Source organism: Xanthomonas hortorum, assembly GCF_040279205.1.
GTDB lineage: Bacteria > Pseudomonadota > Gammaproteobacteria > Xanthomonadales > Xanthomonadaceae > Xanthomonas > Xanthomonas hortorum_F.
This window is the reverse complement of record NZ_JBEOLS010000051.1, coordinates 1-20,992: the sequence shown is the minus strand read 5'-3', so window position 1 is coordinate 20,992 and position 20,992 is coordinate 1. Positions and strand designations below refer to the sequence as shown.

Sequence of the window (20,992 nt, the reverse complement as noted above, 5' to 3'; positions counted from 1 at the left end):
GGAGCGTTTCGAAGAGGTCACCGGATGATCGACTAGACCACAGTTGATGCGGTGCCGCAATACACCGTTACAGCTGCAACGAGGGCGGCCGCAAGGCCCTGTGCCAGCTGGCTTGGCGCCCGTTCGCCAACAGGCGCCAGGCGGTGCTCAGCCGCAGCGCACCGAGGCGATCAGGTTCTTGGCATCCACTTCCAGATTAAGCCGTTCGCCGTTGAACTCCATGGTGACCATCTGCCCGGGTTTGAGCACGCGCACCGACTTGGCGCCGGCATCGCTGCGGGCCTGTTCGCTCACTGCATCGGTCAAGGCCTGGCCGACCAGCGACTGTACCTGGGTGGCATCGCAGCTGCCGATCGGCGGGGCCTCGGGAGCGGCGGCCGGTGCGGGGGCTGCGGCTTGTTCGGCCGCTTGCTGCGCCTTGGCGGTGACGGCTTCCTGCTCGTCCGGTTGCGGCGAGCCGCAGGCACTCAAGGCCGCCAGCACGACCAAGGAACAGGCCAGGCGGGCGGTAGGCAGGACAGAGCGCATCGATGACTCCAGCACAGTGGGGGAGGCCCAAGCATAAGCAGAAAATCTGCTGACGGGCATCGCTTGCCCACATGGCGTTGTCGCAGCGTTGACGCGGCCTAGTCCTGCCCGGCTCAACAATCGGCGCCTATCCTTCGATCCGTGCGCAATGAAAGCCAAACGTGTTCTTCGCAATGCCGCAGCCACCGCCAGCGCTGCCGGCAAGCTGGCCACCGTGGCCGCCAGTGCCGCCACTGCGGTGGCCGCCACTGCCGCGGCGGCGAGCGTGGCAGCGGTCGCGCAGGCCAAGGCCACTGCGCGTGCGGCCGGGCTCACCTATGTCAACGATCAACAGCCCGGCATCAGCCGCCGCAAGGCCGGCAAGAGCTTCAGTTACCGCAGTGCCGACGGGCAGCGCGTGGCCGATGCCGATACCTTGCAGCGCATCCGCGCACTGGCCATTCCGCCGGCGTATACCGAGGTGTGGATCTGCGCCAAGCCCAACGGCCATCTGCAGGCCACCGGCCGCGATGCGCGCAGGCGCAAGCAATACCGCTATCACGCCGAGTGGGCGCAGGTGCGTGGCGAAGGCAAGTTCGAACGGGTGATCGCCTTCGGCCAGGCGCTGCCCAAATTACGCCGCCGGCTGCGCCGCGATCTGGTACTGCCGGGATTTCCACGCGAGAAGGTGCTGGCGATCGTGGTGGCGTTATTGGCCGACACCCTGGGGCGTGTGGGCAATGCCGAATATGCGCGCAGCAATCGTTCTTATGGCCTCACCACCTTGCGCAACCGGCATATGGAATTTCTGCGCGGCGGACGTGCGCGGCTGAAATTCCGCGGCAAAAGCGGCCAGGATCACGAGATCGAAGTGGACGACAAGCAGCTGGTCAAACTGATCCGGCAATGTCAGCAATTGCCGGGGCAATCGCTGTTTCAGTACCGCGACGACGATGGCCAGTTGCAGCCAGTGGACTCGGGCGAGGTCAACGACTATCTGCGCGAGGCGATGGGCGAGGATTTCACTGCCAAGGATTTCCGCACCTGGGGCGGTACGCTGGCCGCGTTGCAGCGCTTGGCGCGGTTGCCGTTACCCGAGCGCATGAGCGAACGCGCGCTGACCCAGGTACAGAACGATGTCATCCGCGAAGTGGCCGATGCGCTGGGCAACACGCCCTCGGTGTGTCGCAAGGCCTATATCGATCCGTGCGTGTTCGAAGGCTGGCGCGCCGGCGAGCTGCAGGCCATGGCTACCGGCGTGCGCGGCGAGCGCCAATGGGAGGCGGCCACGCTGCGCTTTTTGACGGATTCGCGCAGCAAGCAACGCAAGCCGAGCAAGCCGGCCAAGGCGATCAAGACGAAGCTCAGCCGCAGCAAAAAATCTGCTTGATGCTGTTGTTCGGCGAGATCTCGATGGTGAGGCGATCGGTAGTCCCGGTCTGCGTCACGCCTATGTCTGTCTGCTTGTAGATTTTTATCTGCAGCGTCAGCACGCCCGCAAGGCCGCAGCTCACGACAAGCGCGAGCAGATCGTTGGCCTGCATCGTTTTTTACCTTGTGTAGGTGCGACGCTGGATGCGATAGGTCGTTGCAGGCGGAACGTTTCGATATGTGCGGCCGATCTTGACGGCCTCTAGATCGAGCGCATCGAGAATGTGCGCCGGCGCCGAGCATTTGAATCCGTAGGTAAACAGATACAGCCGCCCGCCAGGCTTCAGCTGCAGGAAGGCGCCGCGCAGAATCGCAGCCACCTTGTGTGCCGGCATGTTCAACAAGCCAAGGCCGCAGACCACGGCATCGACGTACGCGCCATCGATGCGAGGCAGCGACTCAAGATCGCAGACATCCATCTGCAGCAAGCTTGCGCGCGGGAAGCGCTGCGTGAGCAACGCAGAAAAGGTGGCGTTGTACTCGAGCAAAACGAGGTTTTTTTCCTGCACGCCTTTGTCGATCATCGCCTGGGTAAACACACCGGTCCCAGGCCCGAGTTCGAGAACCCGACCGGTACGCGCCGACAGCTCGGAGGTAATGATGGAGGCGAGGGCGCGTCCGGAGGGAAGTATCGCTGCAACGGAGCAGGGTGCGGTGATCCATTCGCGAAAAAACGACGTCATATACGAACGTGCCATCTATCCTCACAACGTTGAAAGAGTTCGGCCAAGCTGCATCTGCACGCACCACTGCAGGATGCGCGATGGTGCAAAAACAAGGCTAAAGCAAGAGTCTGTCCGGAACCTGTTTTGGCTGCAGATCGGTGGCGATAGTTCAGGTTTTTATCAGCATTGGTGCACTGACGATTCGAATGCTTCGCTGCAATGCGCTGTCATCGGATAAAAAAACGATGCGTGATCGTCGGTGCAGGTGATGACCGCATATGACGCGCGGCGGTTGCATAAATGCCTGCATCGCACAGATGATCGACAGACAGTGGCGCCAGCCTGCGTGGCAGCCGACGCATCAGGCCATGTTTGCAATCGGTGCGCAGTGCGGCAGTTGTTGATCGGGCGAATGCGTGTCGAATGATCCTGACCAGCGATTGCCAAGACACGCGTCCAACACGGCCGTCACCGCATGCGCAGACGAGCTGCGTGCAGCGGGGTTGTCTGGCGTGCGCATCGTAAGCTTTGAGGGGCCGGACATCATGGTGTCCGAATGACCGCCAGACCGCGCCATGGGGTAAGCAACTTGGAAATCGGCGAGACATTGCGTACCGCCAGCAGCGGCGATACCGAACCGCAACCTGTCTAGCGCTCTGTGGACAACCGGTAATGATTATTCGTGTGCACGTACGCGATGGTCTGGTGCCATTATCCAGCGTTGCGGTGTGGGCGCTGGAAAGCGGCCCGAGCGAAATAAGCCGCCACCATCGACAGCGATGTCACGGTGAGCGCAGATCTCGGCGGGATGGGTTGAGCAAGACGCTGGCGCTGACTAAGAGCGGCTAGCAAAACGTAGCGGGCAGTCGTCAGGTGTGCGTGGACGGCTCGGAGGAGCCGCAATGTAAAAGTGGTACATGCCGATTCCGAGCACCGGCCACGCACGCCTGGCCGGTGCGCAGTAGTTTTGTTAGCCGCTCTTAGTGTTCTAGCACTGGACGCTGCACATGTGGGCAACCCTACATGTGCCCGTTCCGGTCGCTGTCATATGCACGGCAATGCGGATGTGCCTAAGACAACGGCAACGCTTAGCCGCAATAAATCGCAGTGATGTTGTTGTTCGGGCCGGTCTCGACGGTGAGGTGATCACCACCGCTTTCGCTGGCGCCCTGGGCCGGATCGGCCAGGCCGCTGGCGGTGGTGCCACCGGTGGCGCGTTCACCACGACGCACGCTGACCTGCAGGCTGTCGCTGTCCACGCGCGCACGTTCGATGGTCTGCGCCGCCGCGGCCAGGCCCACCGCGCCGCGCACCTTGTCGATATGGCACTGGCCGGAAATGACCCCGTCGATGGGCTGCACCTGCACGAGCTGATTGGAGGCACAGGCCGAGAGCAGCAACACGGCAGCGAGCGGGGCGAGGGTGCGGATCATCGAGGAGCTCCAGCGGAAGAATGCCGCAAGCGTGAAGAAAGCGTTGTTGGCGTGGCATGAAGACTGCCGCCGCGCGCATCGCGGAGCCAGGCGTGGCATGCCCTCCCGCGGTCCGGGACGCAGGGCTGAGGCCTTCTCGCGTGACGCCGATGGTCCAGCAGCTTGCGATTACTTCTAAATCTGGACGACTCCACTACAAATCTTCCGGCTAGTCGATCAATGGGCGCGTCTCTACTCTTTGCATCACCGGGGCAGCTTGCTCCACCACTGCAAAGGGATCCGTCATGAACGCACAACTGGCCACCGTCTACGCCGACCAGCAGCCGCAGCGCGAGCCCGGCGTGCAGGCCATTACCCCGCCGCGTCCGGTGGTGTTCCGCACCCGCGGCACCACCCGCGGTCCGATCACCCGGTTGATGAGCCCGGGCGACCTGGGCCAACTGGTCAAGCCGTTCGTGTTCCTGGACCTGTTCACCGTCAAGCCGTCGATCGGCGGCGCACCGATGGGCATGCATCCGCATTCGGGCATCGCCACGCTGACCTATCTGATGGAAGGCGAAGTCGGCTACGAAGACAGCACCGGCAAGCAGGGCACCCTGCCCACCGGCGGTGTGGAATGGATGCGCGCCGGCAATGGCGTCTGGCACGACGGTGTGCCGGTGGGCCAGTCCTCGGCCAAGGGCTTTCAGCTGTGGGTTGCGCTGCCGGCGGCCGAAGAAAACGCCCCGGCGCAGAGCCTGTATCTGTCGCCCGACGATGTGCCGGTGGCCGGCCCGGTGCGGGTGCTGCTGGGCCGCTACGGTGCGCTGGAAAGCAGGATCCCGGCACCGGCCGACATGACCTACCTGAGCGTGCAGCTGCAAGATGGCGAGCGCTGGCGCTATGTGCCGCCGGCCGGACACACCGTGGCCTGGATCGCGGTGCATGGCGGCCAGCTGGAAGCGGCCGAGACCATCGGCAGTGGCCAGATGGCGGTGTTCAAGGATGCCGAGCAGGCGATCGAGGTGGTGTCGGTGGGTGCGAGCAGCTTCGTGCTGGGTTCGGCGGTCAAGCATCCGCACGACTTGGTGATGGGTCACTACTCGGTGCACACCAGCAAGGCCGCGCTGGCGCAGGGCGAGGCGGAGATCCGCCGCATCGGCGAGCAGTTGCGCGGCCAGGGCCGTCTGGCCTGAGTCTGCGGCGGGCGCTACCCACGCCCGCCCAAGGTTTTTCGCCTGCGCTCTGCCCGCCGCTTGCCGGTTTATCTCCGCGTGATGCATTGCCACTACGCAGCGATGCAAACGCGAGCAGAACGGCAGCAAAGCGCTTGGCGCAGTGAATCCGTCAACGTTTATCTCGCCCGCCGACGCACCCGTATGCGTGCGCTCGGTTCTACATCCAACGTCGTGGCATCGCCACGCAACCCCACTCAACCAGAGATTTCATCATGAAACTGCTCCATCTCGATTCCAGCATCCTCGGCGACTATTCGGTCACCCGCCAGCTGAGCGCGCGCATCGTCGCCAGGCTGCAGGAGCACAACAGCGCTGTCAGCGTCACCCATCGCGATCTGGCGGCCGACCCGATCGCGCACCTGTCCGGTGGGCATCTGGCCGCACAACAGAATCCCATGGCCGATCAGACGCCGGAGCTGGCTGCCGATCTGGCCAAGGGCGCTGCGATCCTGCAGGAATTCCTGGAGGCCGACACCGTGGTGATCGGCGTGGCGTTGTACAACTTCACTGTGCCGACCCAGCTCAAGGCATGGGTCGATCGCGTGCTGGTCGCCGGCAAGACCTTCCGTTACAACGAGCAAGGCGTGCTCGAAGGGCTGGCCGGCAACAAGCGTGTGATCCTGGCGGTGGCACGCGGTGGCTTCTATGGCGAGGGCTCGCCGCTGGCCTCGCTGGAACATGCCGAAACCTATATGCGCACTGCGCTGGGTTTTGTCGGCCTGCACAACCCGGAAGTGATCGTTGCCGAAGGCTTAGCCACCGGCACCGAGGCACGCGAAGCTGGGCTTGCTAGCGCGCATCAGCAGATCGATGCGCTTGCGGCCTGAGACACTCAGGTCGCGATGGCCTTGATGTGAAAGGTGTGGCCGCGCGGTGATCGCGCGGCCATGCTGTTTGGGGATTCGGGATTCGTAAAAGCGGCTGCCGTGTTGCCGATGCGACGCGGAGGGATGACGGCCGGCAGGCTCGATGTGCTGCCTGGGTAAACCGATCCTGTCGCTGCCGACACCGCTACAGCGCATTCAAGCGCAGTGTGACGGCCTGGATAAACGCCGAGACCGCACGCGGCAGATGCCGTCGGCTTGCGTAGAGCGCGTGCAGGCCCTGGCCCTTGCGTTGGAAATCGGGCAGCACCACGCTCAGGCGACCCTGTTCGATGTCCGGGCGGGTGAGTGCCTGCGGCAACAACGCGATGCCAAGCCCGGCGACAGCCGCCAGGCGCAAGGCGCGCGCGGTGGTGGCGGCCAGGCGCGTTTGCACCTGCACTTCTTCGGCAAGCCCGGAGGGGCCGATCAGCGTCCAGGTAGTGTGCCCGCTGGGATGCGGGAAGCCGATGCATTCGTGCTGCGGCAATTCGTCCAACCGCAGCGGCCTGCCGCGTGCCTGCAGATAGGCGGGGCTGGCGACCAGCAGGTCGCTGTTGTCGGCCAGGATCTGGCGGCCGACATAGCCCAGGTCCGGCAGCGCGCCGCCACGGAAGGCCACATCAATGCGCTCGGCGATCAGGTCGGCCTTGCCATCGCTGAGCACGAATTCCAGGCGCACGCGTGGATGCGCGGCGAGAAATTCGCCGACCCATTCGACGCGGAAAAAATCCAGAAAATCCGCTGGCGCCGCCACCCGCACCAAACCGGCGGCTTCATCGCCACCGGCCACCAGGCTCTGCCCGGCCGAGGTCAGCCCGTCTACCGCATCGGCGCAGCGTTCAAAGAACGCTTGCCCGGCGTCGGTGAGGGTGAGCTTGCGGGTAGAGCGCTGCATCAGGCGCGTGTCCAGTTGCGCTTCCAGCTGTTGCACACGCCGGCTCACGCTGTTGGGTGCAGTGCCCAGCCTGCGCGCGGCTTCGGCAAAGCTGCCGCTACGCACGACCTGCACATACAACGCGATGTCATTGAGATCGATCACCGGCGGCCTTGGCGCGTGTAAACGCGGAGTCTAAGCGTGGCGACTGCGCGTCGTCGATCATGGAGGCGTCGCGTGCTGAATGCGGCAGCTCAGGCGCACTAGCAGTAAAGCGCGTGATGCGTTGCTGCGCGCGCTCGGTTGACTTAGCTTTTGACGCTGCGTCTGACGAAGCCAAGTTGCAAAATCTTGCCTGCTCAGAAGTGGTGAAACGGTGGAGTGGGTCAGTCGTAGAGCATTGGTGCTGCTGGTTTGCTGCTGGTTTGCTGCGGGGCCCTTGCCCGCCCACCGTCGCGGGACACGCCGCAAGTACGTCCATGTAGGCTCTTACGCGGCATCCATGCCGCGTAAGGTCCCGCGACGGTGGGCGGGCAAGGACCGGTCGCGATGGTCGGTGTGCATGTTTTCAAGCAACCAGCAAACTTTCTGGTGCGGTGTCCTCGCCGATTGCGGGACCATGTGGCGGCATGGATGCCGCCACTGAGCCTCCAGGGATGGATTCACGGCGTGTCCCGCGAGCGGTGAGGGCACCGCGCCCTCGACTAGCTCAGCTTTTGACTGTATCTAGACGCCTCTACGACTCAAATCCTTGGCCGCTTTTGCATCTTGTGTCTCGATGCAATTAGACATTTCTGATAGATCAGATGCAGAGCGAATGATCTGCAGCTTGGTTGCAGGGTCCTTGCCCGCTCACCATCGCGGGACACGCTGCAAGTACGTCCATGTAAGCTCTTCTGCGGCATCCATGCCGCATAAGGTCCCGCGACGGTGAGCGGGCAAGGACCAGTTGAGATGGTCGGTGGGCATGCTTTGAACAAAGCAACCTACAAACTTTCTGGTGCGGTGTCCTTGCCACTTGCGGGCGCTTATTGCGTGCGCGTCAGCCCGTGGCGGTGCAGCAGCTGCCGCAGGCGACGCTGCACGCGCTGCAGATCGGCGTCGGCGGCTTCATCGAGAATGTCTTTGGCCAAGGCATCGAATTGCGGCCAGAACTGGCTTGGGTCGCGTACCCGCTGCGGCCACACCGACAACATCTTGCCCAGGTCGGAGAGCTGGTGATTGGTGTGGGTGCGTGTGCGCATGCTCATGTCGCGTCTCCCGGCCAGTCCAGGGCGACAGCGTGGACCGCACCGTCGTCAATCAGAGTGAAAGCAAGCTCGGCTTGCATTACTCCATCGATCTCCAGCCGTGCTTCCACACCCGGGCGCTGGGTGACGTCGATGACGTAGGTACTGCTGCCGAAGCGATAGCGCAGCTGGTACTCCGGCCAGCTGGCCGGGATGCACGGCACGATGTGCATGCGCTCGCCATGGCGTTGCAGGCCGAGCAGCGATTCGGTCAGCAGCCGGTACATCCAGCCGGCCGCGCCGGTGTACCAGCTCCAGCCGCCGCGGCCGGCGTGCGGCGCCACCGCATAGACATCGGCCGCCAGCACATAGGGTTCGGCCTTGTAGCGCTGTACGCCCGCCGCATCGCGGGCGTGGTGGATCGGGTTGATCATGCCGGCCAGTTGCCAGGCCCGCGCGCTGTCGCCCAGATGCGCGAAGGCCATCGTCGCCCACACTGCGGCATGCGTGTACTGGCCGCCGTTTTCGCGCACGCCGGGCACATAACCACGGATGTAGCCGGGGTCGTGTTCGGTGCGGTCGAACGGCGGCACCAGCAGCTTGACGATGCCGGTCTCGGCATCCACCAGTTGCTGGCGCATCGCCTCCATCGCCTGTGCGCTGCGCGCCGGGTCCATCGCGCCGGACAACACTGCCCAACTCTGCGATAGCGAATCGATGCGGCATTCGTCCGAATCGCTCGAGCCCAGCGGTGTGCCGTCGTCGAACCAGGCACGCCGGTACCAGCGTCCATCCCAGGCATGCTGTTCCAGCGCGGTGCGCAAGGCGTGCGCATGCGCACGGCAGGTCGCTGCGAATGCGCCATCGTCGCGCTGCGCCGCCACGTCTGCGAACCGCAGCAGCGTGTCGTAGAGGAAAAAGCCCAGCCACACGCTCTCGCCCTTGCCGTCCTTACCGACCCGGTTCATGCCGTCGTTCCAGTCGCCGCTGCCGATCAGTGGCAGGCCGCGTTCGCCCAGGCGTGCCATGCCGCGTTGCAGGGCGAGCACGCCGTGCGCGTACAGCGACTGCACGTTGCCGGTGATGTGCGGCAGGTCGTAATACGATTCTTCCTCGGGCTTGAGTGCGCGCCCGTCGATAAAGCTGACGCGCTCGTCCAGCACGCTGGCGTCGTTGGTGACATCCAGATAGCGGCATAGCGCCTGCGGCAACCACAGAAAATCGTCCGAGCACTGCGTGCGCACACCGCGGTCTTGCGGCGGGTGCCACCAATGCTGCACATCGCCCTGCACGAACTGATGCGCGGCGCAGCGCAGCAGGTGGGCGCGGGTGAGCGCCGGCTGCGCGTGCACCATCGCCATGCTGTCCTGCAGCTGGTCGCGGAAGCCGTACGCGCCACCGGACTGGTAGTAACCGCTGCGCGCCAGGAAGCGGCAGGCGATGGTCTGGTAGAGCAGCCAGCCATTGGCCAGCAGATCCACCGCCGGGTCGGGCGTGGTCACCTGCACGGTGCCCAGAGTCTGCTGCCAGTGCGCGCGCACTGCCAGCAGTGCGGTGTGCGCTGCGGCAACGCCACGGCTCTGGCGTGCCAGTGTCAGTGCGCTCTCGCGATCGACCGCGGCGCCCAGGCGAAATACCGTTTCGAAGCTCTGTTCGGCTGCCAGCGCCACAGGGATCTGGATCGCCGCGCACGGGTCCAGGCCGGCACCCACGCGCCCGGACAAACGCTGCCGCGTGAGCGCGGCAGGTGCGGCCAGGCTGCCATTGCGCCCGATAAATTCGCTGCGGTCGGCGGTGATGCTGCGGTTGGGTGCATCGGCATCGAAGAACGCCACGCGCCCGTCGAACTCGGTGTTGTATGGATTGCGCGCGGTGAGCACGCTGCTGCCCAGGTCGACCTCGCTGACCACATGCAGTTGCGAGCGCGTGCGGATATCGCCCAGTACCCATTCCACGTAGCCGGTGACGCTGAGCCGGCGTGGACGGCCCGAAAGATTCTTCAACCGCAGATGGCTGAACTTGATCGGCCGCTCCACATCCACGAACACCCACAGCTCGGTGCCGATGCCGTGTTCGATATGGCTGTAGACGCTGTAGCCGAAGCCGTGGCGCACCGTGTAGCGGCCACTGCCGCGGCATGGCAGCGCCATCGGCGACCACACCTGCCCGGTGTCTTCGTCGCGCAGGTAGAACGCCTCGCTGGAGGCATCGCCGACCGGGTCGTTATGCCATGGCGTGAGCCGGAATTCGTGCGCGTTTTCGGCCCAGCTATAGCCGGGGCTGCTGTCGCTGACCACGCTGCCGAACTGCGCATTGGCCATCACGTTGCACCACGGCGCCGGTGTTGCGACGCCTTCGTCCAGGGTGATGCGGTATTCGCGGCCGTCGGCGGCGAAGGCGCCAAGGCCGTTGTCGAACAGCACCGGTTCTTCGGCGGCAGCCTGCAGGGTCTTGTCCAGGTAGGCGGCATGCGTGCTGGCCAGCTCATCGGCGCTGTCCAGTTGCCGGATCGGCTCCAGCAACGGCGGGTGCGCACGCGCGCTGGGGTGGCGCTGCAGTTGCGCATCCAGCGTGCCGTTGGCATCGCTCAAAATCGCCCGTGCCACGGTCTGCAGCAGCACGCGGTCTTCCTGCGAGATGTGCTCGATGGCGCGCACGAAGATACCGCCGGGGCGGTCGAGCACATTGGCCTCGGGGTCGGCGGCGATCAGTCCCAGGATGGCGTCCTGCAATTGCTGGCGATAGCCGGCCTGGCTTTCGTTCCAGATCACCAGATCCGCACGCAGGCCTTTCAGGCGCCAGTACGCGTGCGCCTGCACCAGCTGGCGCACCAGCTCCAGATTGTCCGGGTCGGTGATGCGCAACAGCACGATCGGCAGGTCGCCGGAGATGGCATGACTCCACAGCGCCGATTGGCCACGATGGTTGTGCAGCAGCACCTCGTCGTCGGCGCGCAGTTGCGGGTCGACGAACAGCACGCGTGCGGCCAGCCGTTCGTAGAGCATGGCGTCTTCCAGCGAGGCGTTGATCTGCCGGCGAGTGACCTGGCTCTGGGTTAGCGCCAGATCGAATACGCGGTCGGCCAGACGGCGGTCGCGGTATTTGTCAATCAAGGCGGTGCAGGCGGCGCGTTGGGTGCCCACGCCGTAGACCATGTCCACCTGCGCCTGTTGGTCGGGCGCCAGCGAGATGCGGCAGCGGATCGCCACGATCGGGTCCAGCACCGAGCCGGCGGTGCCGGACAAGCTGGCGTGCTCGCGCAAGGCCAGCGGATTGCGGGTGCTGCGTCCGCGCCCGACGAACGCGGCGCGGTCGGTCTCGTAGGAGATCGTCGCCACATCGGCATCGTGCACCGCCACCAGATGCAGCATCCACGGCTGCGCTTCGTCGTGCCCGCGCGGGCGCCGCGTGCACAACAGCGCCTGTTTGTCGGCCAGGATTTCGGTCTGCACGAACAGATTGCTGAAAGCCGGATGCGCCTCGTCGGCCTGCGCCGGCGCCAGCACCACTTCGGCGTAGGTGGTGATTTCGATCACCCGCGTCTGCCGCGAACGGTTGCGGATGCGCAGCCGGCGCAGCTCCACATCGTCCTCGGCGGAGATGGCGATTTCCAGATGGCTGTCGTAACGCTGGTGGCTGCCCTTGAACTCGGCCTTGGCGTCGGAAAAGATCGCTTCGTAACGCTCCACCGGCACGCAGGTCGGTTGATGCGCGGCCGACCACACCGCGCCGCTGTCCACATCGCGCAGATAGCAGAACGTGCCCCAGTGGTCGCGGGTGCCATCTTCGCGCCAACGCGTCACCGCCATGTCGCGTGCGCGGCTGTAGCCGCCACCGGCCGAGGTCAGCATGCCGTGGTAACGCCCGTTGGAGAGCAGTTGCAACGCCGGCTGCGGCAGGTTGGGGTCGCGATGGATGCGCAACGCCATACCCGCCTCGGTGGCCACCGGGCGCTCGGCTGCTTCGACCAGGCCTTTGACGTAGACGCCGGCACGCGGTGCGCGCTCCTGCAACAGCAATAACGTGGCCTGGAATTGCGGGTCGGCGACAAAGCGCTTTTGCATCGGCGCATCGCGCAGCACGTGGTCCAGCGCCAGCAGCGCCATGCCCTGGTGATGCGACATGAACGAGCGCACCAGCGCGTGTTGTTCGCCACGCGGCACGCGCGAGGGCGTGTAGTCGATCGCCTCGTACAAACCGAAACGCCCGTCGAATCCCAGCGCCTGCAGCTGCTGCAGATTGCGGCAGGCCGCATCCGGTTCGACCATCAATGCCATCGCGCTGGCATACGGGGCGATCACCAGATCCTGGCCCAGGCCGCGCTTGAGCCCGAGCCCGGGCACACCGAAGGCGCGGTACTGATAATTGCGCCGCGTATCGACCGTGTTGTAGCCCGATTCGGAGACGCCCCACGGCACCGCGCGCGCCGCGCCATAGCGGATCTGCGCCTGCACCGCGCCACGCATCGAGCGGCTCAGCAGCGTCTGCGGGTAGCTGGGCATCACCAGATCGGGCATCAGGTACTCGAACATCGAGCCGCTCCACGACAGCAGCGTTGGCTCGGCGCCAGTATCGGTGAGCGTGCGCCCGAGCGCGAACCAGCTCTCCTGCGGCAGCTTGCCCTGGGCAATCGCCACGAAGATGCCTAAGCGTGCCTCGGAAGCGAGCAGATCGTAACGGCCGCTATCCAGACGATGGTCGTCGACGTTGTAGCCGATCGAGAGCAACTGCTGGGCGGGGCTGTAGAGGAAGTCGTAGTCCATCTGCGCCAGTTGCCCGGCGATATGCGCAAGCCGTTGCAGCTCCAGCACGCGCTTGGCGGCCCAGGTCTGCACGCTCGGTGCGTGGCTGCCGTTGGCGAGCTGCCGCAGCGTGGCGACTGCATCGCCGGGATGTTCTGCCGCGTGCGGATCGGTGCTGGCAAGCGCCGGTGCGCAATGGCCCAATTCGGCCAACGCCGCCTCGCAACTGCTCACCAGGCGTTGCGGCCACGGTTCCTCGTCCTCGCCACCGCTCGGCATCGAGGCCAGGATGGTGTGGCTCTGCGCCAGCAGCAGGCGCAGCGCTTCATCGGCCTGCTGCTGGCTTGGCGTGGGTTGGTTGCGGATCGCCTGCACGCTGTGCGTCATCGCGCTCAATGCGGCGGTGGCGGCGTCGCTGCGCGGCTGTGCCTGCAGGGTGAGCACGCTCAGGGTGTCGGCCAGCCCATCGAACACCGCCATCGAGACGGCCGGCGCATCCACCAGCGCCAGCAGCCCTTGCCGCAGCGTCAACAGATGCCCGACCAGGTTGCCGCTGTCGACGGTGGAGACGTAACGCGGCACCAGCGGCACCAGCGTCTCGGTGTCGTACCAGTTGTAGAAATGGCCGCGATAACGCGGCAGTGCTTCCAGCGTGGTCAGCGTATTGGCCACACGGCTCATCACGTCGGCCACCGTCAGGTAGCCCAGATCGTAGGCGGCCAGATTGGCCAGCAGGCCTAGGCCGATATTGGTCGGCGAGGTGCGGTTGGCCACCACCGTGACCGGGTATTCCTGCACGTTGTCCGGCGGCAGCCAGTGGTGTTGCGCAGTGCAATGGCTTTCGAAAAACGCCCAGGTGCGCCGCGACAATCCGCCGAGGAAATCGCGTTGTTCCTGCGACAGCTGCGCCACCGGCGCGGCGGGCTGCTCGCCCAGCCAGGCCATCAACCACGGCGCGCCCATCCATGCCAGCCCCAGCGGCAGCGCCGTCCACAACGCCAACGGCGACCACCATGCCACTGCGGCGATTACCAGCGCCGCACTGCAGGCGGCGCCGGCCATCAGCTGTTGCTCGGCATTGCCGCTGCGCGCGCTGCGCTCCACTTCGCTGGACGGCGCCCACTGCAGCAGATGGCGCCGGGTGATCGACATCCGCACCAGCGTGCGGGCGATGGCCGCCAGCTGCAGCCCCGCCTCGAACGGCAAACAGGCCAGCACCACGCCGGTACGCAGCAGGTGTTGACGCAGCCCGACTCCTACCTGGCGCGCGTGATGACGCAGCCCCAGACCTTCTGGCGGATGCGCCAGCGCATACACCGCCGAACACAGCCCCGGCAGCAGCCATAGCACCAGCAGCCACAGCGTCCAGCGCAATGGCGTGGGCGAGCACAGCCAGCCGATCACTAACAAGCTCAGCGCGGCCGGGGCCACCAGGCTGCGGCGCAGGTTGTCCAGCAGCTTGCCGCGCGACAACCACGACAACGGATTGCGCGCGCGCCGGCCACTGCGGTCGGGCACCCACGGCAGCAGCCATGGCAATAGCTGCCAGTCGCCACGCACCCAGCGCGCGCGGCGCTTGGCATCGGTGGCGTAGCGCTGCGGATGGCGTTCGTACAGACGCACGTCGCTGAGCAACCCGGCGCGCACATAACAGCCTTCCAGCAGGTCATGGCTGAGCACGCGGTTGTCGGGGAAGCGGCCGGCCAGCACCTGTTCGAAGGTGGCCACCGCATAGATGCCCTTGCCGATGAAGGAGCCTTCGCCGAACAGATCCTGGTACACGTCCGAGACCACGCGGGTGTACGGGTCGATGCCCGGCTCGATGCCGAACATGCGCGCAAAGCGCGATTCGCCGCCCTCGCTCATGCCGGTGCCCAGGCCGGGCTGCAGGATGCCGTAACCGGCCTCGACGATCTGCCCGGCCGCATCCATGCGCGGCACATTCAACGGATGCGACATCGCCCCGACCAGCGCGCGTGCCGCATCGCGCGGCAGGTGGGTGTCGCTGTCGAGCGTGATCACATAGCGCACCTGCACCAGCGCGGCGACATCGCCTTGCACCTGCAGGAATTCGTGGGTTGCCTGCAGCGGCGCATCGCCCGCGCACAACAGGCGGTTGAGCGCTTCCAGCTTGCCGCGCTTGCGCTCTGCGCCCATCCAGCAGCCTTCGCCTGCGTTCCACTGGCGTGCGCGATGCAGCAGGAAGAAGCGATCGCCGTGCGCATCGGCATAGGCCGCGTTGAGCCGGTCGATGTGTTGCGCCGCATGTGCCACCAATGCCATGTCGCCAGGCAACAGCGCTTGCGCGGCATCGAGAAAATCGGTGAGCAGTGCGAAGTACAGCTGCTCGTCGCGGTTGGCCAGGTAATGCACCTCCAACGCGTCGACCAGCTCGTCGATGGCCTCGCGGCTGGCCAGCATGCTCGGCATCACCACCAGCGTGCGGCAATCGGGTGGAATGCCCAGGCTCAGGTCCATGCGCGGCAACGGATGCGGGCGCACCCATAGCGTTGCCACCCAGTTGACCAGGGCAATGCCCAGCTCGCTGGCGGCCAGCAGCGCGATGCCGGCGGTGATCCACCACAGCGCCGGTGGCAGTGCGCTTACGCCCTGCAGCAATACGCCGCTCCACAGCACGGCGATCACGGCGATCGGCAGCAGGTACACCGGCAGCGCAACGCGTCGCGCGCGCGGGCGCGGTGGTTTCGGTGTGCCGGGTGCGGCTGGGTCGCGCAGCGCGCTACGCAGCAGCGGCAATCCCGCATCCACCAGGTAATAGCCCACATGTGTGGCCACCGGCGCAGCGGTGCTCGGTTGCGCCGCCAATCGCAACACGGTCTCGGCCACTGCCGGCTCGTCGCGGTCCAGGCGCTGCGCCAGATGCTCCACCACATGCCGGTAGCTATCGCGGGTGTGGAAATCCATGCGCGCGTAGACGTCGGCCGGATCCTTGCGCAAGGTCTGCTCGACCACGCTCATGGCCTCGACGAAATCGCGCCAATCCATTTCGTCCAGAAACCGCAAGCTGCCGATGCTGTTGCTGATCGCCACCTGCTCGGCAGCCTGGCGCTGGCTCTCGGCGTGCACCAGGCCTTCCACACTGTGGCCCTCGCTTGCCAGCCATTGCTCCACCCAGGCGCTGGCCATCGACAGCACCGGGCCACGGCCCTGGATGCCGCGCGTGAGCTCGGCCACGAACGCGCCGGTGGCCGGCGGCTTTGAGCGCGCCATGTCGGCCACCACCACCACCACGTCCTTGGGTTGCGCCGCCGCCGTGGCGTTGAGCAACGCGGCCCAATGCGCCGCCAGGCGGGTGTCGCGCCCGTCGTGCATGATGTCTTCGGCAATGCGGCGCAGATTGTCGATCAGCGCCAACCGCAACATGATCGGAATCGCCCACAGCTCGCCGAGTTTGAGTGGCGCCACCTGTTGATAGGCTGCAATGAAACGGCTCAGCGTGATCGTATCCACGCGCCCGTCGCCATGCGCCACCACTTCCAGGCCCAGCTCGTAGACGCGCGGCAGGCCCACCGATGTGGGCGTGCGCAGACGCGGCAATTGCCGGCTGTAACCGGGCGGAAGATGCTGGCGTGCCAGGCGCATCTGTTCCTCGACCAGATAATAGTTGTCCAGCAACCACTCGCCGGCCGGATGCAGGCGCAAGCCATCGGCCGACATTTCGGTCAATCGCGCTGCGGCCGTGCCGAGTGCGCGTTCGTTGAACTTGAGTTGCGACAACAGCAGCTCGCGGGTTGGCCCGGTGTAGAGCACATGCGCCTGCGCCAGGCTGTGCCCCAGCGCCTCCATCTGCTCGTCGCCAAGCAAGGCCGCGCCTTCAGGCACGGCATCGCGTACCGACGGATGCTGCAGGGTTGCTGCTGGTTGGGTAATCGACTGCCACCAGAGAGAAAACGCAGAAGCCTTCCGCTGTGGCGGCATGGAGACATAAACTGTGCAGCATAAGAGCCGCTAGAGGCGACGATCATGCGCGCTTGCCCTGTGTGGCATGTGAAGGCAGCAATGCGGACGCGTTGCAGTCGTTGGCTGATCGACGCAAGCTTCACGCGCGCTGCGCGCCGAGATGGGTGATGGAAGACTGCACGCCCGCGTCCACCCAGGCGGCGCAAAAAGCGCTGTACTGGCGGCGATGATCGCCGGTTGAAGATGCGGCCAGTGCTGCAGCTGGGATTCGTTTTTCGCGCCGGTGGTTCTGCGGCAACCGCACGCAACACGCCACAATGCCGCAGCCTGCGCGGCTGCCGATGGGATAACGAACATGCCGCTGAACACCGCCCTTTTCACCCGCAAGGTGTGCCACGCATGATGTCGACACGCAGGATCTCGATAAGCACGATCTCGATAAGCACAACAGCGCTGTGCTGCCTGGTGGTGTGCCAGCTGATGCTCAACAGCGCAGCGGCGGCCCAACCGACGCACGCCACGCTGACAGTTGCGGGCTTGGAACAACCCGCGCAGATCCGCGTGGATCGCTGGGGTGTGGCGCACATTTATGCCAAAACGGACAACGATGCGTTTTTCGTGCAGGGCTTCAACGTGGCACGCGACCGCCTGTTTCAGCTGGATCTGCTGCGCCGCAAAGGGCTTGGTCACTTGTCGGCGGCGTTCGGGCCTGCCTATGTGCAGCAGGATCGCGCCGCGCGGCTGTTTCTGTATCGCGGCAGCATGGCCGAGGAATGGAACAGTTACGGGCCCGACGCGCAGCGCGATGTGACGCGCTTCGTTGCCGGCATCAATGCCTACATCGATTGGTTGGGCGCCCATCCGCACGCGCTGCCGTATGAATTCCGCACGTTTGCGTATCGCCCGGAAAAATGGGCGCCGGACGATGTGCTGCGCATCCGCACCACCGGCTTGAGCCGTAACGTCAAAAGCGAAGTGGCGCGTGCAAAGGTTGCGTGCAAGGCCTCGCTTGCCGTCGATGCAGTGCGCCAGAAGTTGCAACCGGCCTGGACCACCCGCGTGCCCGAGGGGCTGGATCCTTGCCTTCCGGATGACGTCCTGAAGGTCTACGAACTGGCCACGCAAAGCCCCAGGCTCAGCGCCGACACGCACGTGGCCGACGCGCAGACAATGCCATTGCGTCCAGGCGAGGACGCCTTCGCCGAAGGCAGCAACAACTGGGTCATCGCACCGCAAAAATCGGCCACCGGCCACGCGGTGCTGGCCGACGACCCGCATCGCGCCTACAGCGTTCCCAGCTTGCGCTATTTCGTGCATCTCAACAGCCCGGGGCTGGACGTCATCGGTGCCGGCGAGCCGACTGCACCCGGTATCGCGATCGGCCACAACCAGCGCAGTGCGTTCGGGCTGACCATCTTCAACATCGATCAGGAGGACCTGTACGTCTACCGCCTGAATCCGGCCGATAACGCGTCGTATTGGTACAACGGCAAGTGGGAGCCGCTGCACACCGAACACGCCTCCATCGCGGTGCGCGATACCGCGGCGGTCACCGAGCAGCTGCAATTCACCCGCCACGGGCCGGTGATCTACATCGATGCAGACAAGCACATCGCCTATGCGATCCGTTCGGTGTGGAGCCAACCGGGCACGGCCCCCTACCTGGGGTCCTTGCGCTATCTCAGGGCGGACTCGTTCGAGCAATTCAAGGACGCACTCGCACATTGGGGCGCGCCGTCGGTGAATCAGGTCTACGCAGACGTCAAGGGCAACATCGGTTGGGCCACTGCCGGCATGACGCCGCGCCGCGTGCAGTCCGACGGCTTGCTGCCGGTGCCTGGCGACGGCCGCGACGAGTGGAACGGTTTCTGGAACGCCGATGTGCTGCCGTCATCGAAGAATCCCGCAGCAGGTTTCATCACCACCTCCAACGAAATGAATCTGCCTGCCGGCTACCCGTATGCGCAGCGCAAGATCGGCTTCGAATGGGCCAACGACGCGCGGCATGCGCGCATTACCCAGGTGCTGTCGCAGCTGCCAACGGTGAGCGTGCAGGATTCGGAAAAACTGCAGAACGATCAGGTGTCGTTGCTGGCGCAGCGGCTGGTCGCGCTGATCAAGCCGCTGCACGCGCAAGATGCCACCACCACGGCGGCGCTCGCGTTGCTCAAACCCTGGGACGGCACGGTGAGCGCCACCTCCGCCGCCGCCGCGTTGGAAGAAGTGTGGTTCAGCCGCTATCTCGGCGATGCTTACAAGGCGCTGGTGTTGCGCCCCTCCGAGGCGGCCACCTTCGGCATGCCGGATGCAGCGGTGTTGATGGAGGCACTGGAACACCCCGGCGCCGCGTTCGGCCCCGCACCGGCCGCACGCCGCGATCAACTGCTGCTGGAGTCGCTACGCAGCGCCTATCAATCGCTGGTCGACCTGCACGGGCCGGATCCTGCGCAATGGCCGTGGGGCAAGCTGCATACCAACAAGGTCACGCATGCCATGAGCGCGGCAGTCGGCACCGATCACGCGCTGCTGGACGTGGGCCCGTTCGCCAAGGGCGGCAGCCCGTATACGCCCAATCAATCCAGCTACGACCCCACCACTTTCCGCCAGACCATCGGCCCGTCTGCACGGCTGATCATCGACCTGGGCAACTGGGACAACTCGCGCGCCATGAACTACCCCGGCCAATCCGGCGACCCGGCCAGCCCGCACTACCGCGACCTCGCACCGATGTGGCTGCAGGGCCGCTATTTTCCGCTGCTGTACACGCGTGCGGCGGTCGACGCGGCGACCGAGCAGGTCGTGGATCTGGTGCCGGCGCAGGCGCAATAGCGCGGTGCTGGAAGGCGCGCTTAGGCATCGAAGGCGATGCAGATGTGCTGTCGCTTTGTCTTCGGTATGCATCCAATGTGCTGTGTCGATTCGATACAGCGCAGCACACGTGCGCTTCGTGGAATCAGCGCGCGCACACTGTGCGATATAGCAGTAGGTTTCATGTAGCAACCACATACGCATCCACGCATCTGCTTTCGGCTAGAAGCGGACACTGATGCCTGTCGGCATGAGCTCACCGCAATATCGGTCCGCAGTAGGGCTCAGAATTCCCTATTGTGAAAAAGGAACATTCCGGCTCTCTAGCATCCGAAAGAGCCAAGCTGCGAGAAGCGGCGCCTGAATTTTCACTATGCGTGCCACTCAACTCGCCGCAACAGCCTATCGCAGCAGGGCAAGCTCCCGCTCGGTTGCGCCGGCGAGCAAGGGTGACTGCAGCTTGATATTGAAGCGCCGCTGCGTGCCGATCAACTCACTATTCACAATCTCCATCCCGACCCAGAACAGTGCCATGTTGCGGTCCTTGGTCCACAAGGACGCATGTGCTCAGGGAAATTGGCCATGCACCGCAATCAGCATCTCCAAAGCTCTTAGATCACTGAGCGCGTTGTGCGCTTCTTTTTCACCATAAACGTGACTTGGCTTGAGTAGTTTCTTCGCGGGATTGGTTCGTGCTGGCAATAAGATCGAACTGAACGCTGCGAGCACTGGAAGGCTCAGCCGCTTCACGCCATGATGGTCAGCTTTCTCCATGACCCAGTTGAGCTTTCTCAGTCGGTCACATTGCGCAACCGGCGCCATCAATGCAGGCGCAACATCAACCAGAAAGCCGAGCTTGCGTCGATAGGGCCTCTCCAGCTCATCAAGAATATTCAAGGCAGCCTCCAATCCGATCTGGCTGTCCGGCATGATCGTGGCCTTCGGTAGCGCGGAAGAGATCTTGCGCTTGACCTCCTCAAACTGCTCACCGGCCTCCGTCGCAAGCGGCCGGGTCCGGGTGTTGCCTTCCATGACGTAAAGCAATGGATTGATCGTGACAGGCCAATCCATGATGAAGTCCAAGAACTCGGAATCTGCATGGGCTCGTCGTTTCTTCCCATCCTTGAAGCGCGAATAGAGTGCATCTACAAAGCACCTGTCCGCCATCAGAATGCGCCCGGGGCCAAGCGACCATGAGCTGGGCACCCAGCCACCATCAACTAGGGCCTGTTAACACATCCGAAGCCCATCAACGACTAGGACGAAGCTGAGGAATCCAAGGAACATGACATCCAGCTT

At 64.8% G+C, this 20,992-nt stretch carries 14 protein-coding genes and 1 other RNA gene; 4 read left to right on the top strand and 11 right to left on the bottom strand.

Features of this window, described 5'->3' with window-relative positions; genetic code table 11:
* Nucleotides 1–147 precede the first annotated feature (147 nt).
* Nucleotides 148–528: an I78 family peptidase inhibitor gene (locus ABS769_RS17230; RefSeq protein ID WP_104550498.1), complete on the bottom strand. Its 381-nt coding sequence runs from the start codon at nucleotides 526–528 to the stop codon at nucleotides 148–150.
* A 58-nt stretch (nucleotides 529–586) separates the two neighbouring features.
* On the opposite strand from ABS769_RS17230, the gene ABS769_RS17225 reads away from it, so the two are divergent.
* Nucleotides 587–1,897: a DNA topoisomerase IB gene (locus ABS769_RS17225; protein ID WP_350498213.1), complete on the top strand. Its 1,311-nt coding sequence runs from the start codon at nucleotides 587–589 to the stop codon at nucleotides 1,895–1,897.
* Here the strand turns inward: ABS769_RS17225 and ABS769_RS17220 are convergent.
* From ABS769_RS17220 to ABS769_RS17205, 4 genes are all read right to left on the bottom strand, one after another.
* Nucleotides 1,872–2,051: a hypothetical protein gene (locus tag ABS769_RS17220; RefSeq protein ID WP_317060505.1), complete on the bottom strand. Its 180-nt coding sequence runs from the start codon at nucleotides 2,049–2,051 to the stop codon at nucleotides 1,872–1,874. The two genes, ABS769_RS17225 and ABS769_RS17220, sit on opposite strands and share 26 nt — an antisense overlap.
* A 6-nt stretch (nucleotides 2,052–2,057) precedes the next feature.
* Nucleotides 2,058–2,636, bottom strand: a complete 579-nt coding sequence (locus ABS769_RS17215) for a class I SAM-dependent methyltransferase (RefSeq protein ID WP_317060506.1) — start codon at nucleotides 2,634–2,636, stop codon at nucleotides 2,058–2,060.
* Between the two features lie 810 nt (nucleotides 2,637–3,446).
* Nucleotides 3,447–3,522, bottom strand: a non-coding RNA gene (locus ABS769_RS17210) — sX9 sRNA.
* A gap of 169 nt (nucleotides 3,523–3,691) precedes the next feature.
* Complete coding sequence (locus ABS769_RS17205) at nucleotides 3,692–4,036, bottom strand: hypothetical protein (protein WP_006452222.1); 345 nt, start codon at nucleotides 4,034–4,036, stop codon at nucleotides 3,692–3,694.
* Nucleotides 4,037–4,320: 284 nt separating this feature from the next.
* On the opposite strand from ABS769_RS17205, the gene ABS769_RS17200 reads away from it, so the two are divergent.
* Nucleotides 4,321–5,211, top strand: coding sequence for a pirin family protein (locus tag ABS769_RS17200; RefSeq protein WP_317060508.1), 891 nt, complete (start codon nucleotides 4,321–4,323; stop codon nucleotides 5,209–5,211).
* 254 nt (nucleotides 5,212–5,465) lie between these two features.
* A complete protein-coding gene (locus ABS769_RS17195) occupies nucleotides 5,466–6,080 on the top strand; it encodes an FMN-dependent NADH-azoreductase (RefSeq protein WP_350498211.1) in 615 nt (204 codons plus the stop codon).
* Nucleotides 6,081–6,264: 184 nt separating this feature from the next.
* On the opposite strand, the gene ABS769_RS17190 is transcribed toward ABS769_RS17195, so the two are convergent.
* The 4 genes from ABS769_RS17190 to ABS769_RS17175 all read right to left on the bottom strand — a co-directional run bounded on the left by ABS769_RS17190 (nucleotide 6,265) and on the right by ABS769_RS17175 (nucleotide 17,282).
* Nucleotides 6,265–7,158, bottom strand: a complete 894-nt coding sequence (locus ABS769_RS17190; protein WP_317060510.1) for a LysR family transcriptional regulator — start codon at nucleotides 7,156–7,158, stop codon at nucleotides 6,265–6,267.
* Nucleotides 7,159–8,021: 863 nt separating this feature from the next.
* Nucleotides 8,022–8,243: a hypothetical protein gene (locus tag ABS769_RS17185; RefSeq protein WP_006450685.1), complete on the bottom strand. Its 222-nt coding sequence runs from the start codon at nucleotides 8,241–8,243 to the stop codon at nucleotides 8,022–8,024.
* Nucleotides 8,240–16,903, bottom strand: coding sequence for a GH36-type glycosyl hydrolase domain-containing protein (locus ABS769_RS17180; protein ID WP_434801688.1), 8,664 nt, complete (start codon nucleotides 16,901–16,903; stop codon nucleotides 8,240–8,242). Before ABS769_RS17180 ends, ABS769_RS17185 begins: the two co-directional genes overlap by 4 nt.
* A 121-nt stretch (nucleotides 16,904–17,024) precedes the next feature.
* The gene (locus tag ABS769_RS17175; RefSeq protein WP_229009903.1) at nucleotides 17,025–17,282 is read right to left on the bottom strand and encodes a hypothetical protein; all 258 of its coding nucleotides are present in this window, start codon (nucleotides 17,280–17,282) and stop codon (nucleotides 17,025–17,027) included.
* Nucleotides 17,283–17,284: 2 nt separating this feature from the next.
* Here ABS769_RS17175 and ABS769_RS17170 point away from each other — a divergent pair, with 2 nt between their 5' ends.
* Entirely contained in the window at nucleotides 17,285–19,714 is a 2,430-nt protein-coding gene (locus ABS769_RS17170; protein ID WP_434801687.1) for a penicillin acylase family protein, read from the top strand.
* Nucleotides 19,715–20,095: 381 nt separating this feature from the next.
* On the opposite strand, the gene ABS769_RS17165 is transcribed toward ABS769_RS17170, so the two are convergent.
* Together ABS769_RS17165 and ABS769_RS17160 are read right to left on the bottom strand one after the other, a co-directional pair.
* Entirely contained in the window at nucleotides 20,096–20,227 is a 132-nt protein-coding gene (locus ABS769_RS17165; protein ID WP_317060512.1) for a hypothetical protein, read from the bottom strand.
* A gap of 33 nt (nucleotides 20,228–20,260) precedes the next feature.
* Nucleotides 20,261–20,764, bottom strand: coding sequence for a hypothetical protein (locus tag ABS769_RS17160; RefSeq protein ID WP_350498209.1), 504 nt, complete (start codon nucleotides 20,762–20,764; stop codon nucleotides 20,261–20,263).
* Between the last annotated feature and the right edge of the window lie 228 nt (nucleotides 20,765–20,992).

Coding starts and splice junctions, on each gene's coding strand:
- ABS769_RS17200 (WP_317060508.1), top strand. CDS start 4,321: ATGAACGCACAACTGGCCACCGTCTACGCCGACCAGCAGCCGCAGCGC.
- ABS769_RS17160 (WP_350498209.1), bottom strand. CDS start 20,764: ATGGATTGGCCTGTCACGATCAATCCATTGCTTTACGTCATGGAAGGC.
- ABS769_RS17165 (WP_317060512.1), bottom strand. CDS start 20,227: ATGGCACTGTTCTGGGTCGGGATGGAGATTGTGAATAGTGAGTTGATC.
- ABS769_RS17195 (WP_350498211.1), top strand. CDS start 5,466: ATGAAACTGCTCCATCTCGATTCCAGCATCCTCGGCGACTATTCGGTC.
- ABS769_RS17205 (WP_006452222.1), bottom strand. CDS start 4,036: ATGATCCGCACCCTCGCCCCGCTCGCTGCCGTGTTGCTGCTCTCGGCC.
- ABS769_RS17215 (WP_317060506.1), bottom strand. CDS start 2,636: ATGGCACGTTCGTATATGACGTCGTTTTTTCGCGAATGGATCACCGCA.
- ABS769_RS17185 (WP_006450685.1), bottom strand. CDS start 8,243: ATGAGCATGCGCACACGCACCCACACCAATCACCAGCTCTCCGACCTG.
- ABS769_RS17230 (WP_104550498.1), bottom strand. CDS start 528: ATGCGCTCTGTCCTGCCTACCGCCCGCCTGGCCTGTTCCTTGGTCGTG.
- ABS769_RS17170 (WP_434801687.1), top strand. CDS start 17,285: ATGATGTCGACACGCAGGATCTCGATAAGCACGATCTCGATAAGCACA.
- ABS769_RS17180 (WP_434801688.1), bottom strand. CDS start 16,903: ATGCCGCCACAGCGGAAGGCTTCTGCGTTTTCTCTCTGGTGGCAGTCG.
- ABS769_RS17220 (WP_317060505.1), bottom strand. CDS start 2,051: ATGCAGGCCAACGATCTGCTCGCGCTTGTCGTGAGCTGCGGCCTTGCG.